Annotated in this window: 22 protein-coding genes and 1 pseudogene; 5 read left to right on the top strand and 18 right to left on the bottom strand. The window is 36.1% G+C overall.

The window, feature by feature from the left end:
- Positions 1-36 precede the first annotated feature (36 nt).
- A pseudogene (locus tag CD138_RS09870) lies at positions 37-639 on the top strand (helix-turn-helix domain-containing protein); the annotation flags it as partial.
- Between the two features lie 91 nt (positions 640-730).
- Positions 731-1,867, top strand: a complete 1,137-nt coding sequence (locus CD138_RS09865) for a site-specific integrase (RefSeq protein WP_019168674.1) — start codon at positions 731-733, stop codon at positions 1,865-1,867.
- Positions 1,868-2,154: 287 nt separating this feature from the next.
- Here CD138_RS09865 and CD138_RS09860 read toward each other — a convergent pair whose 3' ends face one another.
- Positions 2,155-2,754, bottom strand: coding sequence for a superoxide dismutase (locus CD138_RS09860; RefSeq protein ID WP_019168673.1), 600 nt, complete (start codon positions 2,752-2,754; stop codon positions 2,155-2,157).
- Between the two features lie 347 nt (positions 2,755-3,101).
- Between CD138_RS09860 and ispG the strand changes: the two genes are divergently transcribed.
- Positions 3,102-4,208, top strand: coding sequence for a flavodoxin-dependent (E)-4-hydroxy-3-methylbut-2-enyl-diphosphate synthase (ispG, locus tag CD138_RS09855; RefSeq protein ID WP_014613804.1), 1,107 nt, complete (start codon positions 3,102-3,104; stop codon positions 4,206-4,208).
- A 315-nt stretch (positions 4,209-4,523) separates the two neighbouring features.
- Here the strand turns inward: ispG and CD138_RS09850 are convergent, their stop codons facing one another.
- From CD138_RS09850 to CD138_RS09830, 5 genes are all read right to left on the bottom strand, one after another.
- Complete coding sequence (locus CD138_RS09850; RefSeq protein WP_019168672.1) at positions 4,524-4,931, bottom strand: Fur family transcriptional regulator; 408 nt, start codon at positions 4,929-4,931, stop codon at positions 4,524-4,526.
- The gene (locus tag CD138_RS09845) at positions 4,894-5,781 is read right to left on the bottom strand and encodes a metal ABC transporter permease (protein ID WP_019168671.1); all 888 of its coding nucleotides are present in this window, start codon (positions 5,779-5,781) and stop codon (positions 4,894-4,896) included. The genes CD138_RS09850 and CD138_RS09845 overlap by 38 nt, the downstream gene beginning before the upstream one ends.
- A complete protein-coding gene (locus tag CD138_RS09840) occupies positions 5,778-6,548 on the bottom strand; it encodes a metal ABC transporter ATP-binding protein (protein ID WP_019168670.1) in 771 nt (256 codons plus the stop codon). The genes CD138_RS09845 and CD138_RS09840 overlap by 4 nt, the downstream gene beginning before the upstream one ends.
- 183 nt (positions 6,549-6,731) lie before the next feature.
- Positions 6,732-7,625: a deoxyribonuclease IV gene (locus CD138_RS09835; protein WP_019168669.1), complete on the bottom strand. Its 894-nt coding sequence runs from the start codon at positions 7,623-7,625 to the stop codon at positions 6,732-6,734.
- 14 nt (positions 7,626-7,639) lie between these two features.
- Positions 7,640-8,983: a DEAD/DEAH box helicase gene (locus tag CD138_RS09830; RefSeq protein ID WP_019168668.1), complete on the bottom strand. Its 1,344-nt coding sequence runs from the start codon at positions 8,981-8,983 to the stop codon at positions 7,640-7,642.
- Between the two features lie 180 nt (positions 8,984-9,163).
- On the opposite strand from CD138_RS09830, the gene CD138_RS09825 reads away from it, so the two are divergent.
- A complete protein-coding gene (locus CD138_RS09825; RefSeq protein WP_019168667.1) occupies positions 9,164-10,132 on the top strand; it encodes a 4-hydroxy-3-methylbut-2-enyl diphosphate reductase in 969 nt (322 codons plus the stop codon).
- 417 nt (positions 10,133-10,549) lie between these two features.
- Here CD138_RS09825 and CD138_RS09820 read toward each other — a convergent pair whose 3' ends face one another.
- From CD138_RS09820 to ccpN, 6 genes are all read right to left on the bottom strand, one after another.
- The gene (locus tag CD138_RS09820) at positions 10,550-11,653 is read right to left on the bottom strand and encodes a Nif3-like dinuclear metal center hexameric protein (RefSeq protein WP_019168666.1); all 1,104 of its coding nucleotides are present in this window, start codon (positions 11,651-11,653) and stop codon (positions 10,550-10,552) included.
- On the bottom strand, positions 11,650-12,327 hold the full coding sequence (locus CD138_RS09815) for a tRNA (adenine(22)-N(1))-methyltransferase (RefSeq protein WP_019168665.1): 678 nt from the start codon (positions 12,325-12,327) through the stop codon (positions 11,650-11,652). The genes CD138_RS09820 and CD138_RS09815 overlap by 4 nt, the downstream gene beginning before the upstream one ends.
- Positions 12,328-12,403: 76 nt before the next feature.
- Entirely contained in the window at positions 12,404-13,513 is a 1,110-nt protein-coding gene (gene rpoD / locus CD138_RS09810; RefSeq protein WP_019165210.1) for an RNA polymerase sigma factor RpoD, read from the bottom strand.
- A gap of 17 nt (positions 13,514-13,530) precedes the next feature.
- Positions 13,531-15,318: a DNA primase gene (gene dnaG / locus CD138_RS09805; protein WP_026066859.1), complete on the bottom strand. Its 1,788-nt coding sequence runs from the start codon at positions 15,316-15,318 to the stop codon at positions 13,531-13,533.
- 70 nt (positions 15,319-15,388) lie between these two features.
- Entirely contained in the window at positions 15,389-16,216 is an 828-nt protein-coding gene (locus CD138_RS09800) for a pyruvate, water dikinase regulatory protein (protein ID WP_019168663.1), read from the bottom strand.
- Between the two features lie 14 nt (positions 16,217-16,230).
- Positions 16,231-16,851, bottom strand: coding sequence for a transcriptional regulator CcpN (ccpN, locus tag CD138_RS09795; protein ID WP_026066858.1), 621 nt, complete (start codon positions 16,849-16,851; stop codon positions 16,231-16,233).
- 493 nt (positions 16,852-17,344) lie between these two features.
- On the opposite strand from ccpN, the gene CD138_RS09790 reads away from it, so the two are divergent.
- Positions 17,345-18,739 (top strand): glycine--tRNA ligase, encoded by a 1,395-nt coding sequence (locus CD138_RS09790; protein WP_019165206.1) that lies wholly within the window; start codon positions 17,345-17,347, stop codon positions 18,737-18,739.
- Positions 18,740-18,818: 79 nt separating this feature from the next.
- Here CD138_RS09790 and recO read toward each other — a convergent pair whose 3' ends face one another.
- The 6 genes from recO to CD138_RS09760 are packed head-to-tail and all read right to left on the bottom strand — an operon-like array spanning position 18,819 to position 22,686.
- Positions 18,819-19,589, bottom strand: a complete 771-nt coding sequence (recO, locus tag CD138_RS09785; RefSeq protein ID WP_019168661.1) for a DNA repair protein RecO — start codon at positions 19,587-19,589, stop codon at positions 18,819-18,821.
- 24 nt (positions 19,590-19,613) lie between these two features.
- Positions 19,614-20,510, bottom strand: coding sequence for a GTPase Era (gene era, locus CD138_RS09780; protein WP_019168660.1), 897 nt, complete (start codon positions 20,508-20,510; stop codon positions 19,614-19,616).
- Positions 20,507-20,914, bottom strand: a complete 408-nt coding sequence (gene cdd, locus CD138_RS09775) for a cytidine deaminase (protein ID WP_019168659.1) — start codon at positions 20,912-20,914, stop codon at positions 20,507-20,509. Before cdd ends, era begins: the two co-directional genes overlap by 4 nt.
- Positions 20,915-20,929: 15 nt before the next feature.
- A complete protein-coding gene (locus CD138_RS09770; RefSeq protein ID WP_019168658.1) occupies positions 20,930-21,277 on the bottom strand; it encodes a diacylglycerol kinase family protein in 348 nt (115 codons plus the stop codon).
- Positions 21,277-21,738, bottom strand: a complete 462-nt coding sequence (ybeY, locus tag CD138_RS09765) for an rRNA maturation RNase YbeY (protein ID WP_019168657.1) — start codon at positions 21,736-21,738, stop codon at positions 21,277-21,279. Before ybeY ends, CD138_RS09770 begins: the two co-directional genes overlap by 1 nt.
- A gap of 3 nt (positions 21,739-21,741) precedes the next feature.
- A complete protein-coding gene (locus tag CD138_RS09760; protein WP_019168656.1) occupies positions 21,742-22,686 on the bottom strand; it encodes a PhoH family protein in 945 nt (314 codons plus the stop codon).
- Positions 22,687-22,927 lie beyond the last annotated feature (241 nt).

The following is a 22,927-nucleotide window of genomic DNA, read 5'->3' as shown; positions in this document are numbered from 1 at the left end:
AGATGTGTATAAGAGACAGGAAATAGACTTGCTGAATTACTTTTCGAAAGAGACATAAAAATTGTTCGTATTTCTAAAGAAACAGGCATATCACGGAATACAATCACCAATACAGCTTCAAACAATAGTGAAATGTTACAAATGAATACAATTAACAAAATTTGTCGTTATTTAGATATAACTCCTTGCGAATTCTTTGATTATATCCCTATAGATATTGATGTAACATTCTATGAAGATGACAAGATAGACATAGTTGATGATTGGAGTCTTGATAGTGGTGAGTATAGGATAAAGTTTGATGTTGATTTATTATTAGACATTGATATTGAAGGGAGAAAACAAAAAATAGACTCAAAAATAATTGTAGAAAATACTGTAATTACGTCCTTTCCATTTCAGGACATAATGTTGTCCATTCAAACTAATGATACTCAAATGCAAGAATTAATTAGTATTTTCAACACAATTCCAAAAGAGTTTAAAAAGTTAATTTACAAAAATCTAATAGAAAGATATAAAGAATTTATTTTAGAACATATTGACCCTAATGATGCACTCGATTCGCTGACATATAAATACCATCTTATTGATGGAGCTACATTTGTTATTACAAACGATTTTCTAAAATACTATTAAATCTTTATAGAATCATCACGCCACGCGGTAGCCATTCCGTAACGGCGTGTCAATCCAATCTCACGCGTGCGGGCTGAAAGGATTGATATTCATGATTAAGAAGTACAAAAAAAGAGACGGTTCAACTGCCTACATGTTCGTGGCCTATTTAGGTACCGACCCCATTACAGGTAAACAGAAGCGGACAACTAGACGGGGCTTCAAGACTGAAAGAGACGCAAAGATTGCTGAGGCACGACTACAAACGGAAGTTGACAAAAGTGGCTTTTTAAATAACGATATAACAACGTTTAAACAGGTGTTTGATTTGTGGTTGGAGCAATACAAGAACACTGTAAGAGAAAGCACATATTTAAAAACTGTGAATGTGTTAAAATGCGGGGTATTACCGTATTTTGAGAATGTACCAGTTAAAAAAATTACTGTGTCATATTGTCAAAAAGTATTGAATGAATGGAATGAAAAATATAAGCAAGTACAACATTATAAAACGTATGCAAAAATGGTACTTGACTATGCTGTGACTTTAAAAGTGATTGCCGATAATCCATTTACACACACAAAGACGCCACGAAAAAAAGAGAATGCCAGCAACAACGAAACAGCTCTATACTACACAAGTGGTGAGTTAAAGAAGTTTCTTTCATTTACTGAATATAAGCCACTGTATCATGCTATTTTCAGAACATTAGCATTTACAGGAATGCGACGCGGGGAGTTGCTGGCGCTACAATGGCAAGATATAGACTTTAATAAGGCAACACTTTCAATTAACAAAACGTGGTCAAAAGTTGAAAACGGTTATATTATTCAACCGCCTAAAACTAAAAAATCAATACGAGAAATAAGTATTGATAGCACAACACTTGATATATTGAAGGGGTGGAAGAGGTACCAGCAAGAAGAATCTTTCAAATATGGTCACAATACTATGAATAAATCGCAATATGTATTTACTAACGTTAGCAATAATAAACCGCTTAATATTAAATTTATATTCGATACATTGAAACTCCTGTGTGAACGACATGATTTTAAACGTATAAAAGTACACGGCTTTAGACACACGCACTGCTCACTTTTGTTTGAAGCGGGTTTATCTGTACAAGAAGTTCAAAATCGTCTCGGTCATAGCGATATACAAACAACCATGAACATTTACGCTCACGTAACAGAAAAACAACGTGATAATGTAGCTGAGAAGTTCGCAAATTACATCAATTTTTAACGTAACGTATTCAAAACGTATTCAATAGCATTTTCAGGCAAAATAAAAAAGCGCATAACCCTTGATATTATGCGCTTTCAGCCATTTTTTTAATGTCCCCCCCTCACTGTAGCAGCGTGTAGATAACACCTTAGTTGATGATGTGTGAGATTCATGAATTAACGTGTCACAAGTCATCTGTTCAACTTATAGATCGCGATGATAAGTGATATAAAAAAGAGACTAAGCAACATGACATTGCCTAGCCTCACATATAGGTTTCACATATACAGCGTGAAACTTTAATATTATTTTGCAGCTTTGTAGAACTCGTCTACTTTTTCCCAGTTTACAACATTCCAGAATGAAGCAATGTAGTCTGGACGTTTGTTTTGGTATTTAAGATAATACGCATGTTCCCATACGTCTAATGCTAAGATTGGTGATAATCCGTCAGTTAATGGACTGTCTTGGTTTGCTGTTGTAACGATTTCTAATTTGCCGTTATTGACAACAAGCCAAGCCCAACCTGAACCGAAACGTGCTGCTGCTTTATCCGCAAATTCGTTTTTAAATTCATCTAAAGAACCCCATTGTTCTTTGATTTTATCTACAACTTCACCTTTTTCTTCTGAGTTAGGTGTTAAAAGTTGCCAGAAAATAGAGTGATTTAAGTGACCGCCACCATTATTACGTACCGCTGTACGAATGTTTTCAGGTACACTATTTAAGTTTGCAATTAAATCTTCTAATGATTTATTTTCAAATTCAGTACCTTCAACAGCAGCATTTAATTTCGTTACGTAAGTGTTATGATGCTTACTGTGATGGATTTCCATAGTTTCTTTATCAATGTGTGGTTCTAATGCATCATAAGAATAAGGTAATTTTGGTAGTTCAAAAGCCATAATTAATCATCCTCCTAAATTTGATTCCATATTTATTGTATCAACTTTGTGCCTTTAATCAATCAATTTGCTTAAAGGTAACTGTTGTGTAATCGTTTTAAGAATTACACTATATATTATAGCTCATTTCTCGGAATTTTAAACATTGTCATTCAAAATACTCCAAAAGTCTGAAACGTAATGACAACCCTGAAAAAATTAACGATATGGTGAATTTTTTTACGTCGTTTTAAACATATTGTTTTGAATAAACACACGCGCATATTGTATAATATGAAATAACGTTGATTAATGGTCTCTGAGAAGTGCATTTTCAAGTTAAAATTATTTATAAAGGAGTTCCTAACATGGCTGAAATAACACATCGTAAAAATACGCGACCAGTTAAAGTTGGTGATCTAACAATTGGTGGTGCAGACGAAGTTGTTATCCAAAGTATGACAACGACTAAAACTCACGATGTTGAGGCAACAGTAGCTGAAATTAAGCGATTAGAAGAAGCAGGTTGTCAAATTGTACGTGTTGCTTGTCCTAATGAGGAGGACGCACATGCAATTAAAGATATAAAAGCGCAAATTAATATTCCACTCGTTGTCGATATTCATTTTAATTATAAACTGGCGTTAATCGCGATCGAAAATGGTGCGGATAAAATTCGTATCAATCCAGGGAATATTGGTAGACGTGAAAAAGTTGAAGCTGTAGTTGAAGCATGTAAAGCTAAAGGTATTCCGATTCGTATTGGTGTCAATGCGGGCTCATTAGAAAAACACATCTTAAAAAAATATGGATACCCTACTGCAGATGGTATGGTAGAGAGTGCTTTACATCATATCAAAATTTTAGAAGAACTCGATTTCCACGACATTATCGTCTCTATGAAAGCGAGTGACGTTAATTTAGCTATTGAAGCCTATACTAAAGCAGCAAAAGCTTTCGACTATCCATTACATTTAGGGATTACAGAAAGTGGTACGTTGTTTAATGGTACAGTGAAATCTTCAGCAGGTTTAGGCGCGATTTTATCTTTAGGTATTGGAAACACAATGCGTATTTCATTATCAGCAGACCCTGTTGAAGAAGTGAAAGTAGCGAAATCATTGCTAAAATCATTTGGACTTGCAAGTAATGCAGCAACATTGATTGCGTGTCCGACTTGTGGACGTATTGAAATTGACCTCATTTCAATCGCAAATGAAGTTGAAGAATACATCGAAAAACTACAAATTCCATTAAAAGTGGCTGTTTTAGGCTGTGCTGTTAATGGACCAGGTGAAGCACGTGAAGCGGATATCGGTATTGCCGGCGCTCGTGGCGAGGGATTACTTTTCATGAAAGGTAAAACTGTACGAAAAGTACCTGAAGAGACTATGGTAGATGAATTGAAGATGGAAATTGATAAATTAGCAGCTGAATGGGAAGAGAACAAGAAACAAGAAGCGGCACAAAATTAATCGATCACTTATCACCATTTAAATTAAAATATTTCACAAAGAGCTTCCTACATTCGTGGGAGGCTTTTTTCATTCAACACATCATGATTGAATCAAAAGTCATGTTGTTCTGTAGTGATATGATCATTTTAAACGGCTCAACGCTTTCCTATTACTGTTACAAGTAGATAGATGTTCACGGTCAATTTATTTCTTAGTTTACTTAAGCAAGTGACCACGCATTGTAAGAGGAAATATCCTCAGTTAGTTAGTAACGTCATGAATACAAAAAAGGCACGCCATGTTCAATTTAAATCAACATGGTGTGCCTTTTACTTACTTACATTTTTCACACATACCGTATACTTCTAATTTATGCATTTCAATCTCTACATTAGGCAATGAGGCTCTAATTTCTGTCATTGGACAAAAATCAATCACTTTCGTATCACCACAAACGGTACAAATAAAATGATGATGGTGATGTGACGTACATGCCGCACGAAATTTCATTTCCCCATCTAACTCAGTTCCCTCGATAATACCCAAAGTTTTAAACAGATGGAGATTACGATAAATCGTATCAAATGAAATACCTGGATAATGATTGTTCATTTGTTGTTGGACAGTTTTGGCATTAATGTATTTATCCTCGTTGATAAACATCTCAATCATGTCTCGACGTTTATCTGTATATTTATGTCCATTATCTTTCAATATTTGAATGGCTTCTTCCATTTTCATTACGTTTCACTCCTTTTAGTTTCCCAGTAACAAAGGACTGATAGAAAAGTGTTAAACCTAACATGATGACTAAAATCACTACGATAATTCCACCAGGTGAGATATTTAAATAAAACGCTGTAACTAGCCCTAAAATAACTGAAAATTCTCCGATAATGATACTTATTAATATAAATTGTTTAAACCCTTTTGTCCAACGCATTGCAATCGCAACTGGGAGCGTGATGAGCGCACTCACTAACAACACACCGATGACACGCATTGATGCAGAAATCACAAGCGCCACGATAACAATAAACAAGAATTGTATCCATTTCGGAATCCCAATCACTTGGCTGTACTCTGTATCGAAAGACAGGATGAACAATTCTTTATAAAACAACATAATGAAAGCTAAGACTAAAACAGCAATCGTTACAATGGTAATTAAATCACTGATGGAAACTGCACTGATCGAACCAAATAATAAGCCTACGAGTTCTTGATTAAACCCTTTTGCCAATGAGATAAAAATGGCACTTAAACCAATCCCAGTGCTCATAATAATCGGAATCGCAATTTCTTGATAATTTTTATATGACGTTCTTAAATATTCAATTAATAATGCACCGATAATTGAAAATAGAATCCCCGTCCAAATCGGATTTACAAATGCAAAAAGTGGTGAAAGTGTCATCAAAAACATCCCGAATGATATGCCGCCTAACGTGACGTGACTCAATGCATCGGCAATCAAGGACAGACGCCTTACTACGATAAATGTCCCAATGAGTGGCGCAATCAACCCGATGAGTATACCGCTAATAAATGAGTATCTGATAAATTCAAAATTTAATATTGCATCAATCATACACAACAATCCCTATCATGTTTATGGTCTACAAATTTAATGGGATGACCATAGATTTTTGATATTTCAACTTCATCTAATGATTTAAATTCACTGACTGCACCATGGAAATGAAGATGCTTATTTAAACAAGCCACATCAGTAGCTGTATCTGCAACAACACCGATATCATGTGTCACTAGAATAATCGTCACACCTTCTTGTTTGAGGTGGCTTAATGTTTCGTAAAATTCACCCACATGTTTGGCATCGATACCATTTGTAGGTTCATCTAACACGAGTACAGCTGGATCAGACACTAATGCACGTGCGATGAGTACACGCTGCTGTTGTCCACCAGAAAGCTGTGCGATATTTTTATGTTTTAATGCTGAGATGTTCAATCGTTCTAATACTTGGTCCACTTTCTGATCGTCTTCTTTATTAAACCACTTAAACAATTTCTTCTTACGTGTCAGGCCGCTCAAGACCACCTCTTTGACAGTTGCTGGGAAGCCTGCAGTGACAGAAGAGGCTTTTTGTGACACATAACTAATTTTATCAGTTGTTAATTTTTTATTGTAAGATTCTCCGTCGATATAAATCTCACCTTTTTGAATGGGTAAAATACCCAATATCAATTTAAGCAATGTTGATTTACCTGCGCCATTTGGACCGACAATTGCTAAAAATTGACCATTATGAATGCGAATATTAATATTTTCTAGCACTTTTTTATGTTCGTAAAAGAAATCAATATTTTTAAGTTCAAATACAGGTTGTGACATTTTTTCACCTCAATCTATAAATATAACGCGCCACTATAGAAATGTAAATAGTAATCTTTACGATAAGACTTTCTAATTATAACACAAAATCGTTGGGTTTAAAGTGAGAAAGTAAGTGACACAGCGTAATATAAATAAAAACAACCCTATCTGAGTACAGATACAGCTGTTTTAAAGATTTTATTAAACTTGTGATAAAATTTTAGTTTTCATTTCTGGGTCAAACGTTTCATTTTTAAAGGCTTCAATTTCAAAACGATAGGGTGGCTTCTTGTTTTTCTTATCTTCACCCACATAAGGTGTTTCTAAAATTTTAGGGATGTCTTTAAATTGATCGTGATGTACAACGTAATTTAACGCATCAAAACCGATATGACCAAAACCGATATTTTCATGACGGTCTTTATGTGCTGAAATTGGGTTTTTACTATCGTTGACGTGTACCACTTTGATGCGGTCCACACCAATAATGCGGTCAAATTCATTTAAAACCCCATCAAAATCGTTCACAACGTCATATCCAGCATCGTGAATATGACATGTATCGAGACAGACAGATAAGCGTTCATTATGTGTGACACCATCGATAATTTGTGCGATTTCTTCAAAAGTTCTACCAATTTCTGAACCTTTACCTGCCATCGTTTCTAAAGCAATTCGAACATCGTTTTGATTCGTAAGTACTTCATTCAAACCTTCGATAATACGTTTAATACCTACTTCAGCTCCTGCGCCGACATGTGCGCCTGGATGTAACACAATATCTTTTGCACCGAGCGCTTCAGTACGTTCAATTTCATTTTGTAAAAAGTTAACACCTAACTCAAATACTTCAGGTTTTTGTGTATTTGCAATATTAATTATATAAGGCGCGTGCACAACAATATTTGAAAGATTGTAACGTTCCATTGCTTTACGGCCTGCTTCAATATTTAATTCTTCTATCGGTTTACGACGTGTATTTTGAGGTGCCCCTGTGTAAATCATAAATGTTGAAGCACCATATTGATGCGCTTCTTCAGCTGAGGCTTCTAACATTTTCTTACCGCTCATAGACACATGTGATCCTAATAACATATTTATCCTATCCTTTATGATGAACTATTTTTTCGAGATTGACGCTTTTTTGTACGACTAAATTGACGTTTCTCTTGGCGTTTCAATTGCTCGAGTTCTTGTTTGTATTTCTTTTTATAGCCCGGTTTCACTTTCTTTTTCGTATTACGCTTCACTTTATGCTTTACTTTTTGAGTAATATGATCATCTTGTTTTTGACGTAATTGTCGTGTGTTATGGGCTTTAATTGGCTTTAATTCGCCATCTTTAATATCCACATTTTCAAAATGATAACCTTTATTTTCAATAGCCGCAATTAAATGATCTTCTTCAGGTGTATAAAGTGTAATCGCCACACCTTTATAATTCCCTCTACCTGTACGGCCGACACGGTGGGTAAAGAAATCAATATCTTTAGGGACGTCAAAGTTAATGACATGACTAACGCCTTCGATATCAATTCCCCGTGAAGCAAGGTCACTCGCAATAACATATTGGAACTCAAGATTACGAATACGCTTCATTTGCTGTTTACGTTCACGTGGCGATAAACCACCATGAATCATCCCTACTTGAATGCCTTGAAGTTCAAGTTCCTTGGCAAGCTGATTCGCATTATCTCTACTATTACAGAAGATAATCGCTAAATATGGATTCAACATATCAAATAGCGCTACAGCTTTTTCGATTTTTTGTGCACCTTTTGTAGGTATGAGGTAAAATTCGATGCTTTTCTTATTTTTTGTCTCGCTTTTCACTTCGACAAATTCTGGGTGTTCTAAATATTTATTTAAGAACGGATGTAGTGATTTGGGAATGGTTGCACTAAATACAGCCATTTTTGCGTCATCGTCTAATTTTGCAGCAATTTGATCGACTTCTTCAATTAAGCCTAAATCGATCATTAAATCTGCCTCGTCAATAACTAAATACTGTGCAAGATGTACGTGGAGTGCACCAATTTTAGCCAAATCGTTAATACGCGTTGGTGTCCCAATAATCAGTTGAGGTTGGACTGTTGTTTTTTGTTTATCCTTTTCAAAGTCCGTACCACCGATAAATAGACTCACTTTAATTCCTGTTTTATATTCACTTAATTGTATAGCTGCTTGGTATAATTGTGTTGCAAGTTCACGTGTTGGTGCTACAACGATAGATTGTGGCTCGTGAATGTCTGGATCGATTTGTTGGAAGAGTGGTAAAAGAAACGCATGTGATTTACCTGTTCCCGTTTGTGATTGACCAATCAGATTGACTTGTTTCATAATTTTTGGGATAACACGTTGTTGTATTTCTGTCGGTTGTTTAAAATTTAATGCCGTTATTGCTTCAATTAAAGTTGAATCAAAACGAAATTGGTCAAATGGATGCTTTGCCATGGTTTGGCCTCCTTAAAGATTCGTCTCTATATTATAAAGGAATTTATGATTAATGAAAACATGCAAGTGAATGTTTTTGATTTTTAATGTACTTGACTTTACAAATTGGCTGTTGTGTATTAATTTTAAAAATGCTGTGCAATTGTTATAATAAGTTATTAAAGGAGGTTCGCTTTCAGAATGGAAATCATTAAAATTACCCCCCGTGGATATTGTTATGGTGTGGTGGATGCGATGGTGATTGCGCGAAATGCGTCACTTGATCCTAACTTACCTCGTCCGATATATATATTAGGAATGATTGTGCATAATAAACACGTGACAGATGCTTTTGAATCAGATGGAATTATTACATTAGACGGACCGAATCGTTTAGAAATATTAGAACAAATTAATGAAGGAACAGTGATCTTTACTGCTCACGGTGTGTCACCAGAAGTTAAAAAGCGCGCTAGAGATAAAGGATTAACATGCATTGATGCAACGTGTCCTGATGTTGAAAATACACATCAACTTATTCGAGATAAAAAAGCACAGGGCTATCATGTTGTCTATATTGGTAAAAAAGGACATCCGGAGCCAGAGGGAGCTGTGGGTGTCGCACCTGATATCGTTTATTTGGTTGAAACGAAAGAAGATGTTGAAGCATTGCCAGATACACTGAATGACTATCCTTTAATCGTGACGAATCAAACGACGATGTCACAATGGGATGTCTCACATCTAATGGATGATTTACAAGAGCGATTCCCTCATGTTGAACAGCATAAAGAGATTTGTCAAGCCACTCAAGTGCGTCAAGAAGCCGTTGCCGATCAAGCGGGTGCAGCAGATTTACTTATCGTTGTTGGCGACCCTAAGAGTAACAATTCAAATCGCCTTGCTCAAGTGTCTAAGGATATTGCACATACGAATTCTTATCGTATTGCTGACTTATCACAACTTGACTTGAACTGGTTGAATGGTGTGGAAACTGTAGCCGTCACTGCAGGCGCATCTACCCCTACACCTATTGTTAAAGAAGTGATTAATTTCTTAAAAGATTATGATCCAATGAACCCTGAAACACATGTGACTGAATCTCATGTACCGGTTGAAAAAATCTTGCCTAAAATCAAAAAAGCAAAGCCTGTTAAAATTATGGAGTAAGAATGCTCAATCAACGAAAAGGGCTAAACACAAAAAATTGACGCTATCGATACATTATTTTATTTAACTTGCCCTTTCGCTATGAATTGTGTTTCTAATTGCCCTCAAGGCTTCGCTTTCTTAGAGGCTGGTCTTTCTAGCAACCTTACATCAAGTGCAGTCACTTAGGGCAAGTTTATGAAATGAAAACACCCCATATCATCCAATGTTTTTATGTCCAATTCATCCCAATTTTTCGACGATATTATCATCATTAACTAATATAAGTCCATAAATAGAAAAGGGATTGGGAAAACTTAATATCCCAATCCCTTTCTCGTTTTTAAAATTGTTTCATCAAAAATTTGTTATTCATCACATTTCATCACTTTTTTAAATAGTAAATCAATTGTGACTGTATATTCTGATGAACACAGTTTACATATAATCATAAGGATCGGTGTGTACACTTGAAGCTTTCATCGGTATTGTCGCACCTGCTTCTGCCAACCAATCTTCCAATAATGTGATTAATCCCTCTTTCATCACATATTCACTATAATGATTAATATCCAATAAATTAATTCCCGCCGTTTTCGCATCTAACGCTTCGTGATGTTTAATATCTCCAGTGATAAAAAGGTCTGCGCCACGTTGGTGTGCAAGATTTTCAAAACCGATACCTGCCCCACCTATGATTGCGACACGTTGAATGGTTGCTTTAGGATCGCCGATATAACGCACACTAGGCATGTGAAGTGCTTGTTTGACGGACTGTACAAAGCTCTCAACTGATTGCGTTTCTGGCAATTCACCTATCATGCCAAGGCCATACTGGCTCATTTTTTTCATTGGTATGAAATCATAGACAGGTGTTTCATAAGGATGATTGTCTTCGATGAGTTGTTGGACGAATGTCATTTGACCACTGTGAATCATAAATTCAATTTTCAACTCATTGACCGTTTCAATATCGCCAATTTGCCCAATATGTGGGTTTGCTTTTTCTACTGGTTTGAATTGACCCTCTCCATCAGTATTGAAGAAGCAATACTCATAATTGCCTTCAGTCGCCAAACCATGTTCAGCTAAAGTATCTTTGAAAGTCTTTGCATTGGCTTTTGGAATGAATACTTGTACTTTAAGATAAGATGTTGCTTGCCTATCTAACACTTCGTAATGTTTTAAACCGATCTTATCAGCCAACATCGCATTAACACCTTTAGGATGTACATCTAGGTTCGTATGTAATGCAATGAGATTCATCTTATTTTGAATGAGTCGATATAAAATCGATCCGTACCCACCATCTTCTGTGATGCTTTTGACACCTTTAAAAATTAATGGATGATGCGCAATAATCGTGTTAATATTTTGGTTAATCGCTTCTTCTACAACCTCTAAAGTACAATCTAATGTTGTTAAAATACCGTTAACTTCACTTTGCTTGTCCCCGATTAATAAACCTACATTATCCCAAGATTCAGCAGTATGAAACGGCACTTCTTGATTTAATATCGATAACAATTCATGTAATTTCACTGTGATAACACCTCTTTAATGTCGTTTTCTTGAGTTTCAATTTCACGATAACGATGATGATGTTTTTCAGGATCTAGTTGTTGTTTAATATCTGCTAATGCTTCTAATTCACGTTCCCATTTTTCTACAAATAATGTATTCGGTTTTGGGTGTAAAAACGGGCCAAATTTAAAATCTCTGTCAGATAATTCCATATTGCCAGGATCAGCCACGATAATTTCATAAATATGTGCGCGTTCTTTCACTAACGCTTCAGTTGTTATGCAATAGCCGTGTTGTTGTAAAAAGCGACGAATCGGTTCACTTTGAATATTCGATTGAAGAACTAATCTCGGCTGATTTGGAATATGTGTGATACCCTCAGTCAAAATGCGTGTAATAAGCGGACCACCCATACCACAAATTGTGACAGTATCCACACTGTCTGTCGGTTGTAATATCGTCAAGCCATTACCTAAGCGGACATCGATTTGTTGTTGAAAGCCATGTGTCGTGACATTCTTGAGTGCAGACTCATAGGGCCCTTTAATGACTTCACCAGCAATGGCACGTTGAATGGTCCCATTTTGAATACAATAAATGGGCAAAAACGCATGGTCAGAACCGATGTCTGCAAGCACCTCACCTTGGATATATTCGCTTACTTTATCCAATCGTTTATTAATAGGAATCATCATGTTTCTCCTTCATTTATTAAAATCAAAATAAAAAGGAATGGGACATCCTCTGTCGCCATCCCTTTCTTTTGTATTAGTCCATAAAGTCTTTTAAGCGTTTGCTTCGACTTGGATGTCTTAACTTACGTAATGCTTTTGCTTCGATTTGACGAATACGTTCACGTGTTACGCCGAATACTTTCCCTACTTCTTCAAGCGTACGTGTACGACCATCATCTAAACCAAAACGTAAACGTAAAACATTTTCTTCACGGTCAGTTAAAGTATCGAGTACATCTTCCAACTGCTCTTTTAATAATTCATAAGCCGCATGGTCAGATGGGCTTTGTGCTTCTTGGTCTTCAATAAAGTCTCCAAGATGGCTATCGTCTTCTTCGCCAATTGGTGTTTCTAATGAGACAGGTTCTTGCGCAATTTTAAGAATTTCTCTTACTTTTTCTGGTGGTAAATCCATTTCTTCACCAATTTCTTCAGGTGCAGGATCACGACCTAAATCTTGTAGTAATTGACGTTGAACACGAATCAGTTTGTTAATCGTTTCAACCATATGCACTGGAATACGAATTGTACGTGCTTGGTCTGCAATCGCACGTGTAATCGCTTGTCGAATCCACCAAGTCGCGTAAGTAGAAAACTTGAACCCTTTACTAAAGTCGAATTTTTCTACTGCTTTGATGAGGCCCATATTACCTTCTTGAATTAAATCTAAAAATAGCATGCCACGACCGACATAACGTTTGGCAATGCTGACTACAAGACGTAAGTTTGCTTCAGCTAAACGTGCTTTAGCCACTTCGTCACCTTGTTCAATTCGTTTTGCAAGTTCGATTTCTTCTTGCGCACTTAACAAGTCTACACGACCAATTTCTTTTAAATACATACGAACAGGGTCATTAATCTTAACGCCTGGAGGTGCACTTAAATCATTAGGATTCAATTTATCGTCAGTATCAGAACTGTCTTTTTCATTAACGAGTTGAATGTCATTATCGTTAATCATGTCGAAAAATTCATCCATCTGGTCAGAATCCATATCAAAATTCTGTAATTTATCTGCTACCTCTTCATGACTTAGATGACCTTCTTTTTTACCTTTTTCAATAAGTTGTTTTTTTACATCTTCTAATGTGAGTGTCGGATCGATGGTTTCTTTTTTAATTACTTTTACCTGGTTATCTGACATAAAAAGGCCTCCCAAAATTATTCTTGACTCTTCAATCTAGCTCTATTTTTATTTACAATCATCTCTAAATAGTACTTTTGAGATACGATATCTCCAACACGTGTCGCTTCACGTAATTTTTCGTGGAGTTCTTCAATTGATTCAGAATAGCGATGTTCTGTCATCACTTGAATATAATCAGCGATTTCATTTTCAAACGGTTCTCGGTTAAGTGGATAATCCCATAAATATATCAACACTTCTTTTAACATATCGTGATCTATATACGTGATAAATTCGCTCATCGTAAACGAATCAAATTTTGAATAAAATTCTCGTAAGATAATAAATATACGTTTAAAATATTCATTTGTAAAGTCTGTTTCGTCAATATCTTGATAAAAACTTAGAAATACTTCTTTATCCATGATGAAATGTTTTAAAATAGCACGTTCAGCCTTTTCATATTTGTTATGTTGCATCCACTGCGTTGTTTGTATCGGAGCAGGTCCAACTTGTTCAAAATGCTGTTGTGGGTGAACTCGTTCTACTTCCTTATTTAGACTATCTGCACTGACTTTAAACACGTCTGAAGCATTTTGTACGACTTTATTTCTTAAAATATGAGAAGAAATTAAAGATGCATCTTCAATAAACGAATGATAATACTTTTCATAAGCCAAATCATTATTTTGAATTTCATGTTGATGTTGCTGGAGTTTAAAGCTGACAAATGCTTTTTTCTCAGAGTTTACAAATGTATGAAACTTCTCAGCACCGTATTTCATTATATATTCATCTGGGTCCATTTTTGAGGGCAATTGAACAACATAGACGTTAAACTGTTGTTGTAACAGCTGTTGACCTATTTTCATTGTTGCTTCTATGCCGGCGAAGTCACCATCAAACATCAATGTCACATTGCTACAGAGCTTCTTTAGAAATGTGATATGTTCATTTGACAACTGTGTACCCATACTTGCTACCACATTTTTTAGACCTGCATCATCGGCTTTAATGACATCCATAAAACCTTCAAGTAGCACCACTTCATCTTGTTGTCTAATGCTTTTACGTGCTTCAGATAAGTTGTAAAGTAATTTTCTTTTTTGGAAAATTGGTGATTCTGGACTATTCAAATATTTAGGTTCTTGGCCAGTATACGTACGTCCAGAATAGCCAACAATGCGCCCTTGTGCATTAGCAAGTGGAAAAATGATACGATTGCGAAAACGGTCGTAATAATTGAAGTCATTGTCATTTCGAGACAAAATACCAGCTTCATAGCCAAGCTGTAAATCATAGCCTTTCTTTTCCATAAAGTCCGTGGCAAAATGTGATGAGTCCGGTGCAAAGCCAATTTTACGTGCATCAATCATATCATCTGTAAAACCACGTTCATATAAATAATTTAAAGCCTGTTCACCTTCAACCGTTTTTTTCAACAAATAATGATAATATGACAATATCTCTTCATGCATTTGAATCATTTTCAAATCATCAGAAGCGATATGCATATCATCATTCGTTTCACCAATATCAACCTTAATATTAACGCGTTCACCGAGATGTTGTACAGCTTCAGTAAAAGATATGTTTTCTATTTCTTGTATAAACTGAAAGACATTGCCGCCCTTTTTGCAGCCGAAGCAATGACAAATTTGTTTATCTTCAGAAACAGTAAACGAAGGCGTCTTCTCATCATGAAAAGGACACAAACCGATATAATTGCGCCCTCTTTTTTCAAGCTTTACATATTCACTCACAATGTCGAGTATGTCTGATTGTTGCTTAATTTCTTCAATCGTGTTTTGTGGTATTCTCATGTCATCACCTTGTATTACCATTCATCTCTTTGTTATAGATACAATTTATACAGTTGTAACATTATACAATTTATTCACTCGTAAAGGAATGATTATGCTCAATGATTTGAATGATATTATTCGCTGTTTCCTCAATCGCTTTGTTGGAAACATCTAACACTGGACAACCAATACGTTCAACAATTTGATTGAAATACGTTAACTCTTCAGCAATCCGTTGATCAGTTGCATAACGTGCGGAATCAGATAAACCGAGCTGCTTTAATCGCTCTTTTCGAATTGCGTTTAATTTATCTGAATTAATTTTAAGTGCCACACACTTTTTCGGATCCACTTCAAATAATGCCTCTGGTGGCGTCACTTCGGGTACAATTGGCACATTCATTACTTTATAACGTTTATGCGCTAAATATTGAGAGATAGGTGTTTTTGATGTACGGGAGATACCGATAAGTACGATATCCGCTTTGGGTAAACCTTTTGGATCTTTACAGTCATCATATTTTACTGCAAATTCCATTGCTTCAATCTTTTTAAAGTAATCTTCGTCTAATTTATGAACGACACCCGGCTCATTCAGTGGCTTTTTATGGAATGTATCTTCCATAACATTCAGCATTGGTCCCATGACGTCAACAGACTTGAGGCCATAGTTGTCAATGTTTTCTTGGATATACGCTCTAATATCTGGTCGTACAAGTGTATAGATAATAATAGAGTCTACTTCTCTAGCTACCGCTATGACTTCATCTATATTTTCTTTGGTTTCAATATAAGGATAGCGAAGAATATGATTTGAACAATCGCTATAATTAAATTGAGACATACACGCTTTTGCGACTAATTCAGCAGTTTCCCCGACTGAATCAGAAGCAATAATGATTTTTACATTCGTCATAGATTATCCTCCTACTAATCGAACAACGATACAAATAATTTTGTAATCGTCGTTTTGGAGATACGGCCAGTGACTTCAAATTTGCCGTTATCTTTTTCTCTTACAATAGGTATTGAGTCGATTTCTTTAAGAATCATTTGCCTTGCAGCATAAAGCACAAGATCGTTCTCTCTAAGTAAAACAATATTGGGCATACGCGTCATAATAATATTGACGGGCATCGTATGAATATCTTGACCTGCCATCGACGCTCTGAGCAAATCTTTTCTAGAGCATACGCCAACGAGTTCATTTTCTTCATTTACGATAAACAATGTACCTACATCTTCAATAAAAATAGAGCAGATTGCTTCATAAACGGTTACATTACTTCTTAAAATGACGGGCTGAGATTGGTAGTCTTTAACAATATATTTTTTGAATTTTTCGGTCAAAAGTTGCGAACTTGATTTACCGGAATAAAAATAACCGACGCGCGGTCTTGCCTCTAGAAATCCTGCCATCGTTAAAATAGCAAGATCTGGTCGTAATGTTGCACGTGTTAAATTCAATTGTTCAGCAATTTTTTCTCCGGTAATGGGTCCATCAGATTTGACTATTTCAACAATATGTTCTTGTCTTGGATTGAGTTCTATCAGAGTCTCTGTCTATTTAAAACCAACTTATTAAAGTGGTTATGCTAATTAAATAGCAGAAGTGCCCCCTTTTTCATATTAGCACTATATTTTTTACATCTCGTATTATGATTTGTTACTCGAACTGACTGCATTTTAATTTCAATCCTTTCGCATAACGATTTAACACGATAGCTATTGAAAATCAACATTCATCGTCAGGCGTCAATCAAATGCATCTATTTATTGAATACATTTTCCATTATAACTTGTTATGGATTATCAGACAATTATGTTTTTCCTTGCCTTTCTTTTTCGTATAATTTAAAATTAAAATTAAAGCGAGTTAAGGACGGTGAAAGCTTAACACTTTGAATTGGCGAAACAATTAATTTAAATAAAAGTGAGTGGCTACACTAATTTGGGTGGAACCGCGGATTATTCTAATAATTCGTCCCAAGGCAAAGTTTATTCTTTGGCTTGGGATTTTTTTAATTTTTAAGGAGTGTAAAATATGGAAAAGAAAAACATGGATACGATTGTACAACTGGCTAAGCACAGAGGGTTTGTATTTCCTGGCAGTGAAATTTATGGTGGTTTAGCAAACACATGGGATTACGGTCCACTAGGTGTTGAACTTAAAAACAATGTAAAAAAAGCATGGTGGAAAAAATTCATCACACAATCTCCATATAACGTGGGATTAGATGCTGCTATTTTAATGAATCCTAAAACTTGGGAAGCATCTGGTCATTTAGGTAACTTCAACGATCCAATGATTGATAACAAAGACAGTAAAATTCGTTATCGTGCGGACAAGTTGATTGAAGATTATATGGCGAACGTGAAAGGTGACGAAAACTTTATCGCGGATGGTTTAAGTTTTGATGAAATGAAACGTATTATTGACGAAGAAGGCATTACTTGTCCTGTCAGTGGTACTGCAAATTGGACAGACATCCGTCAGTTCAACTTAATGTTCAAAACATTCCAAGGTGTTACTGAAGATTCTACTAACGAAATCTTTTTACGTCCAGAAACAGCGCAAGGTATTTTCGTGAACTACAAAAATGTTCAACGTTCTATGCGTAAAAAATTACCATTTGGTATCGGTCAAATTGGTAAATCATTCCGTAACGAAATCACACCAGGTAACTTCATTTTCCGTACACGTGAATTCGAACAAATGGAACTTGAATTCTTCTGTAAACCAGGTACAGAAATTGAATGGCAAAACTACTGGAAAGACTTTGCGGCAAATTGGCTTGAAAGTTTAGGTCTTAACAAAGAAAATACGCGTTTACGTGATCATGATGAAGATGAATTGTCTCACTACTCCAATGCAACAACAGATATCGAATATCGCTTCCCATTCGGTTGGGGTGAACTATGGGGTATCGCGAGTCGTACAGACTTTGACTTGAAAAAACATAGTGAGCATTCTGGAGAAGATTTCAGCTATCATGATCCTGAAACGAATGAAAAGTATATTCCGTATTGTATCGAGCCATCATTAGGGGCAGACCGTGTAACATTAGCATTTTTATGTGATGCCTATGATGAAGAAGGTGTTGAAGGAAGCAAAGATGCACGTACGGTGCTTCACTTCCACCCTGCCATTGCACCTTATAAAGCAGCTGTATTACCATTAAGTAAAAAATTATCAGCGGATGCAATTAAAGTATACGAACAGCTCAGTGAAGATTTTGTAGTCGATTTTGACGAATCACAATCTATTGGTAAACGTTACCGCCGTCAAGACGAAATCGGTACACCATACTGTATTACATTTGACTTTGATTCATTAGAAGATCAACAAGTCACTGTACGTGACCGTGACTCAATGGAACAAGTCCGTATGCCTATTAGCGAACTCAATGCATTTTTAGCAGAAAAAGTGAAATTCTAATCAACTTTATAAAAACCCTCGTCCGATATATGAGTTGTATCATCGGACGAGGGTTTTTTATAGTGATCGTTGGAACATTTCAATCTTCCGCTAAATCGGTCACTTGTAACCGGTTCAACTGATTAATCAAGCGTTGGCTTTTAAAATACATACCTGCATATTCTTTGTACAACAGCAAAATGAACTTCGACATTTCCTCTACAATTCCATCTTGAATTCGTAACGATTTGATTTTTCCTAATGGCAAATCTTTTAATACATAGGTTAAATAAATCGTTTTATTCGATAAAGGCAATGCATGAGGATCACGATATGTGACTTCCGATGCGATAATACCGTCATATTTAAAACTAAAATGTGTCAGCTGTGCTGGATTGGTAGTGTCAGTCAGCACACATTTTGATAAATCAATATCAAAACCAAAGCGTGGCATACATTTTAACATGACAATATTTGCAATAAGTTGAGGTGAAACACCCTCTTGAAGACGCTCAAAAGAAAAATTCAATAACTGATACATACCTGGATTGATTTCATCTGCTTCCATCGCACGATCAACTGTTTCCAAACACAAACTCGCATAACTATGTGCAAAAATGTCTTGGCGGAGTTCATAATTGAGATTGAGGACGTCGACAGAAGTGAGCGTCCCCATCCCTTTCCATTGATTATAAATAAACAAACCTTGGACAAAGATTTGCGTTGTTGCTTGCAAGCCGGATTTGACCTTTTTAGCGCGACGTACCATTAATGGCACCTTGGCCCCGTGCTCATTTAAGATGGTAATGATTTTGTCAGACTCACCATAATCAACTGCTTTTATAATGATGCCTTTTTGTTTCACAAGCACTTCATCACCACCTCTAATTAACGATTATTCATCTTCTACATAGCCCATTTGCTTAATAAAGCTCGATTTATTGCGCCAATCTTTTTGAACTTTCACCCATAAATCTAAATAAACTTTAGAACCTAATAAATGTTCAATGTCCATGCGCGCACGTTTGCCGACTTCTTTGAGCTTTTTACCGCCTTTACCTATGACGATACCTTTTTGTGAATCACGCTCTACGTATATGACTGCTTCAATATGCACACGATCTTCGGATTCTTGGGTCATACGTTCAACATTTACACCGATAGCATGTGGGATTTCTTCACTTGTTGTTTGTAAAATCTTTTCGCGAATCAATTCACTCACTACAAATTGCTCAGGATGATCTGAAATTTGACCATCTGGATAATATTGCGGACCCTCAGGTAAATACGATTTTAAAACATTAATGAAATGATCCACATTATGGCCTTCTAAAGCAGAGATTGGAATAATTTCTGCAAAATCCATATAACTTTGGTATTGCTCAATTCTTGGCATCAAAGCATCCGGATGCACTAGATCAATTTTGTTCAGTACTAAAAAGACAGGTGTTTTAACCGTTTTTAACATTTCCATAATGTATTCATCACCGCGACCAATCTCCTCGTTGACATTGACCATAAACATCACCGCATCGATTTCAGAAAGCGTATTTTTAGCAACTTTCATCATATAATCGCCTAACTTATGTTTTGGTTTATGAATACCTGGTGTATCTAAAAAGACAATCTGTGCATCTGATTGCGTCATCACACCTTGTATTTTATTTCGAGTCGTTTGCGCTTTATCAGACATAATCGCGATTTTGTGACCAATGACACGATTAACAAATGTCGATTTTCCTACGTTTGGTCGTCCGATAATTGTCACAAATCCTGACTTATATTCACTCATAAATCTAAATCCTTTCCTGAAAATCCATATGGTAAGAGTTCGGCTACAGTCGCTTCACGCATTTCACCAGTTTGATTCGTCATATAAACAGGCATATCGTCATCACATAGTTCTTTAATCACCTGGCGACATGGACCGCATGGTGATGCAAGCTCAGGACTATCCACTGTAATTGTGATGGATTCAAAATCACCTGGACGATACCCTTGTGAAATTGCAGCCACTAATGCGGAACGTTCTGCACAAATAGATGATGGATAAGCTGCGTTTTCGACATTAGCGCCATGAAATGTTTGACCATCTTTCGTGATTAGGTATGCGCCAACTTTGAATTGACTGTATGGTGCATAAGCTTTTTGTTGTGCTTTTCTAACTTCTGTGTAGTGTTTTTCTGTATAGCCCATATTAATCTTCTCCTCTTATAAAATTGAAACGCATTTCGGTATAAAAATGATACATCCAACAATAAACGCAAAGAGCGATGCAAGTAAAACACTCAATGCTGCCACATCTTTAGCATGCTTCGCTAATACGTGAAAATCTTGAGTTGCTAAATCCACAGCATATTCGATTGCAGTATTAATCGCTTCCGTTATGATAACAAGAAATATTGCTAAAATGATGAAGAGCCATTCTATTGCACTTAATGAGAACACCCATCCTAAAATGAAAACCACGAGTGCAGTCATCAGATGATATAAAAAGTTTCGATCCTTTGTTAAGATCGTACGACCGCCTTGAAGGGCATATTTAAAACGATCTAACATTAATCTCTCGTCAATCCATATCGATTTAAAATGTCTTTTTGACGCCCAAACATGACTTTTTCATCTTCTTCTGTCATATGATCATAACCTAACAAATGTAGAAAGCCATGAAGTGCCAAAAAGCCGAGTTCGCGTTCAAAAGAATGGCCGTATTGTTCTGCCTGCTCTGCTGCAACATCAGTACAAATAATAATGTCCCCTAACACACGTGGCACATCCATGCCTTCAAAAATATCTTCGTCTTCTTCAAAAGCAAATGAAATCACATCTGTGACTTTATCTTTTTGACGGTAATCACGATTGATCTCTTGTATCTCAGCTTTATCAACAAATGTGACAGAAAGTTCGGCGTCTTCTTCAATGCCTTCTTCAGTTTTAGCAAATTCTAATACCTCTCGAATCTGTGTGTACCAGTCGTCTTTCACTTGATCGGTATGATCACTAAAATCAATTGTAAACATCAACTAGTCCTCCTCATATCTACTGATGATTTGACCTACTAATGGATGACGCACCACATCAGCTTGGTCTAAATGTTGAATAGCGAGCCCTTTGATATTTTTCAAGCGTTGTTCGGCTTCAATGAGTCCGCTTTTAACCCCACGAGGTAAATCGATTTGTGTTTTATCTCCTGTGACGACCATTTTAGAACCGAAACCGAGGCGCGTTAAAAACATCTTCATCTGTGCATGTGTTGTATTTTGCGCTTCGTCTAAAATCACAAAGGCATCATCTAAAGTTCTCCCACGCATATAGGCAAGCGGTGCGATTTCAATGACACCACGTTCAATAAGTCGTGCCGTTTGTTCAGCACCTAAAACTGTATTCAAACCGTCGTAAAGTGGTCGTAAATAAGGATCTACCTTTTCTTTTAAGTCCCCTGGTAAGAAACCTAGCGATTCTCCTGCTTCTACAGCTGGACGTGTTAAGACAAGGCGTTTCACCTGTCCTGCACGTAAAGCTTTTGCAGCAAAAACAACTGCTAAAAATGTTTTGCCTGTACCCGCAGGCCCGATACCGAACACTAAATCGTTATTTTTCATCGCATGGATATACATGCGTTGTCCCATTGTTTTAGCTCGGATCGTTTTACCAAATGCGTCTTTTGTAATTTCTTCTTCATATAAATCAATGAGATGCTCAATTTGTCCATTTTTTGCCATTTTAATTGCAGCTTGTACATCTTTAGCTGTAATCGACGCACCTTGCTCGATTACTTTTAATAAGTTTATAAGCACAGATTCAGCTTCTGTCACAGCCTTGACGCTTTCGCCCTTGACTGCAACTTCTTGTCCTCTGGCATGAATGACAACATCAAAAGCTTCTTCTACAAGGTGAATATGTTCATCGTTATTCCCTAGTAATGCTTGTGCTTGGTTGATGTCGTCGATCTGAATCAATTCAGGCATAAAGTAACTCCTTTGCTCATATTGTTTATGATTGATCAATGTATCAAAATGTAACGTGTGATACGTTTCAAATTTTGTGAATCCTACATACATATTATACCACGTTTAAGCCGTTTAATACTTATCATTCACATTCAAATACTGTGTTAGAAAATAACATTTTAATCATTTAATAGAACATCTATTTTAACATTTTAAAGTGAGAATGGCTATTTACATTTTGCCATAATGTCATACTGCT

Origin of the sequence: Staphylococcus intermedius NCTC 11048, from assembly GCF_002902385.1 — a bacterium.
In the GTDB taxonomy this organism is placed as follows: Bacteria; Bacillota; Bacilli; order Staphylococcales; family Staphylococcaceae; genus Staphylococcus; species Staphylococcus intermedius.
This window is presented reverse-complemented; position numbering and strand designations above follow the sequence as displayed.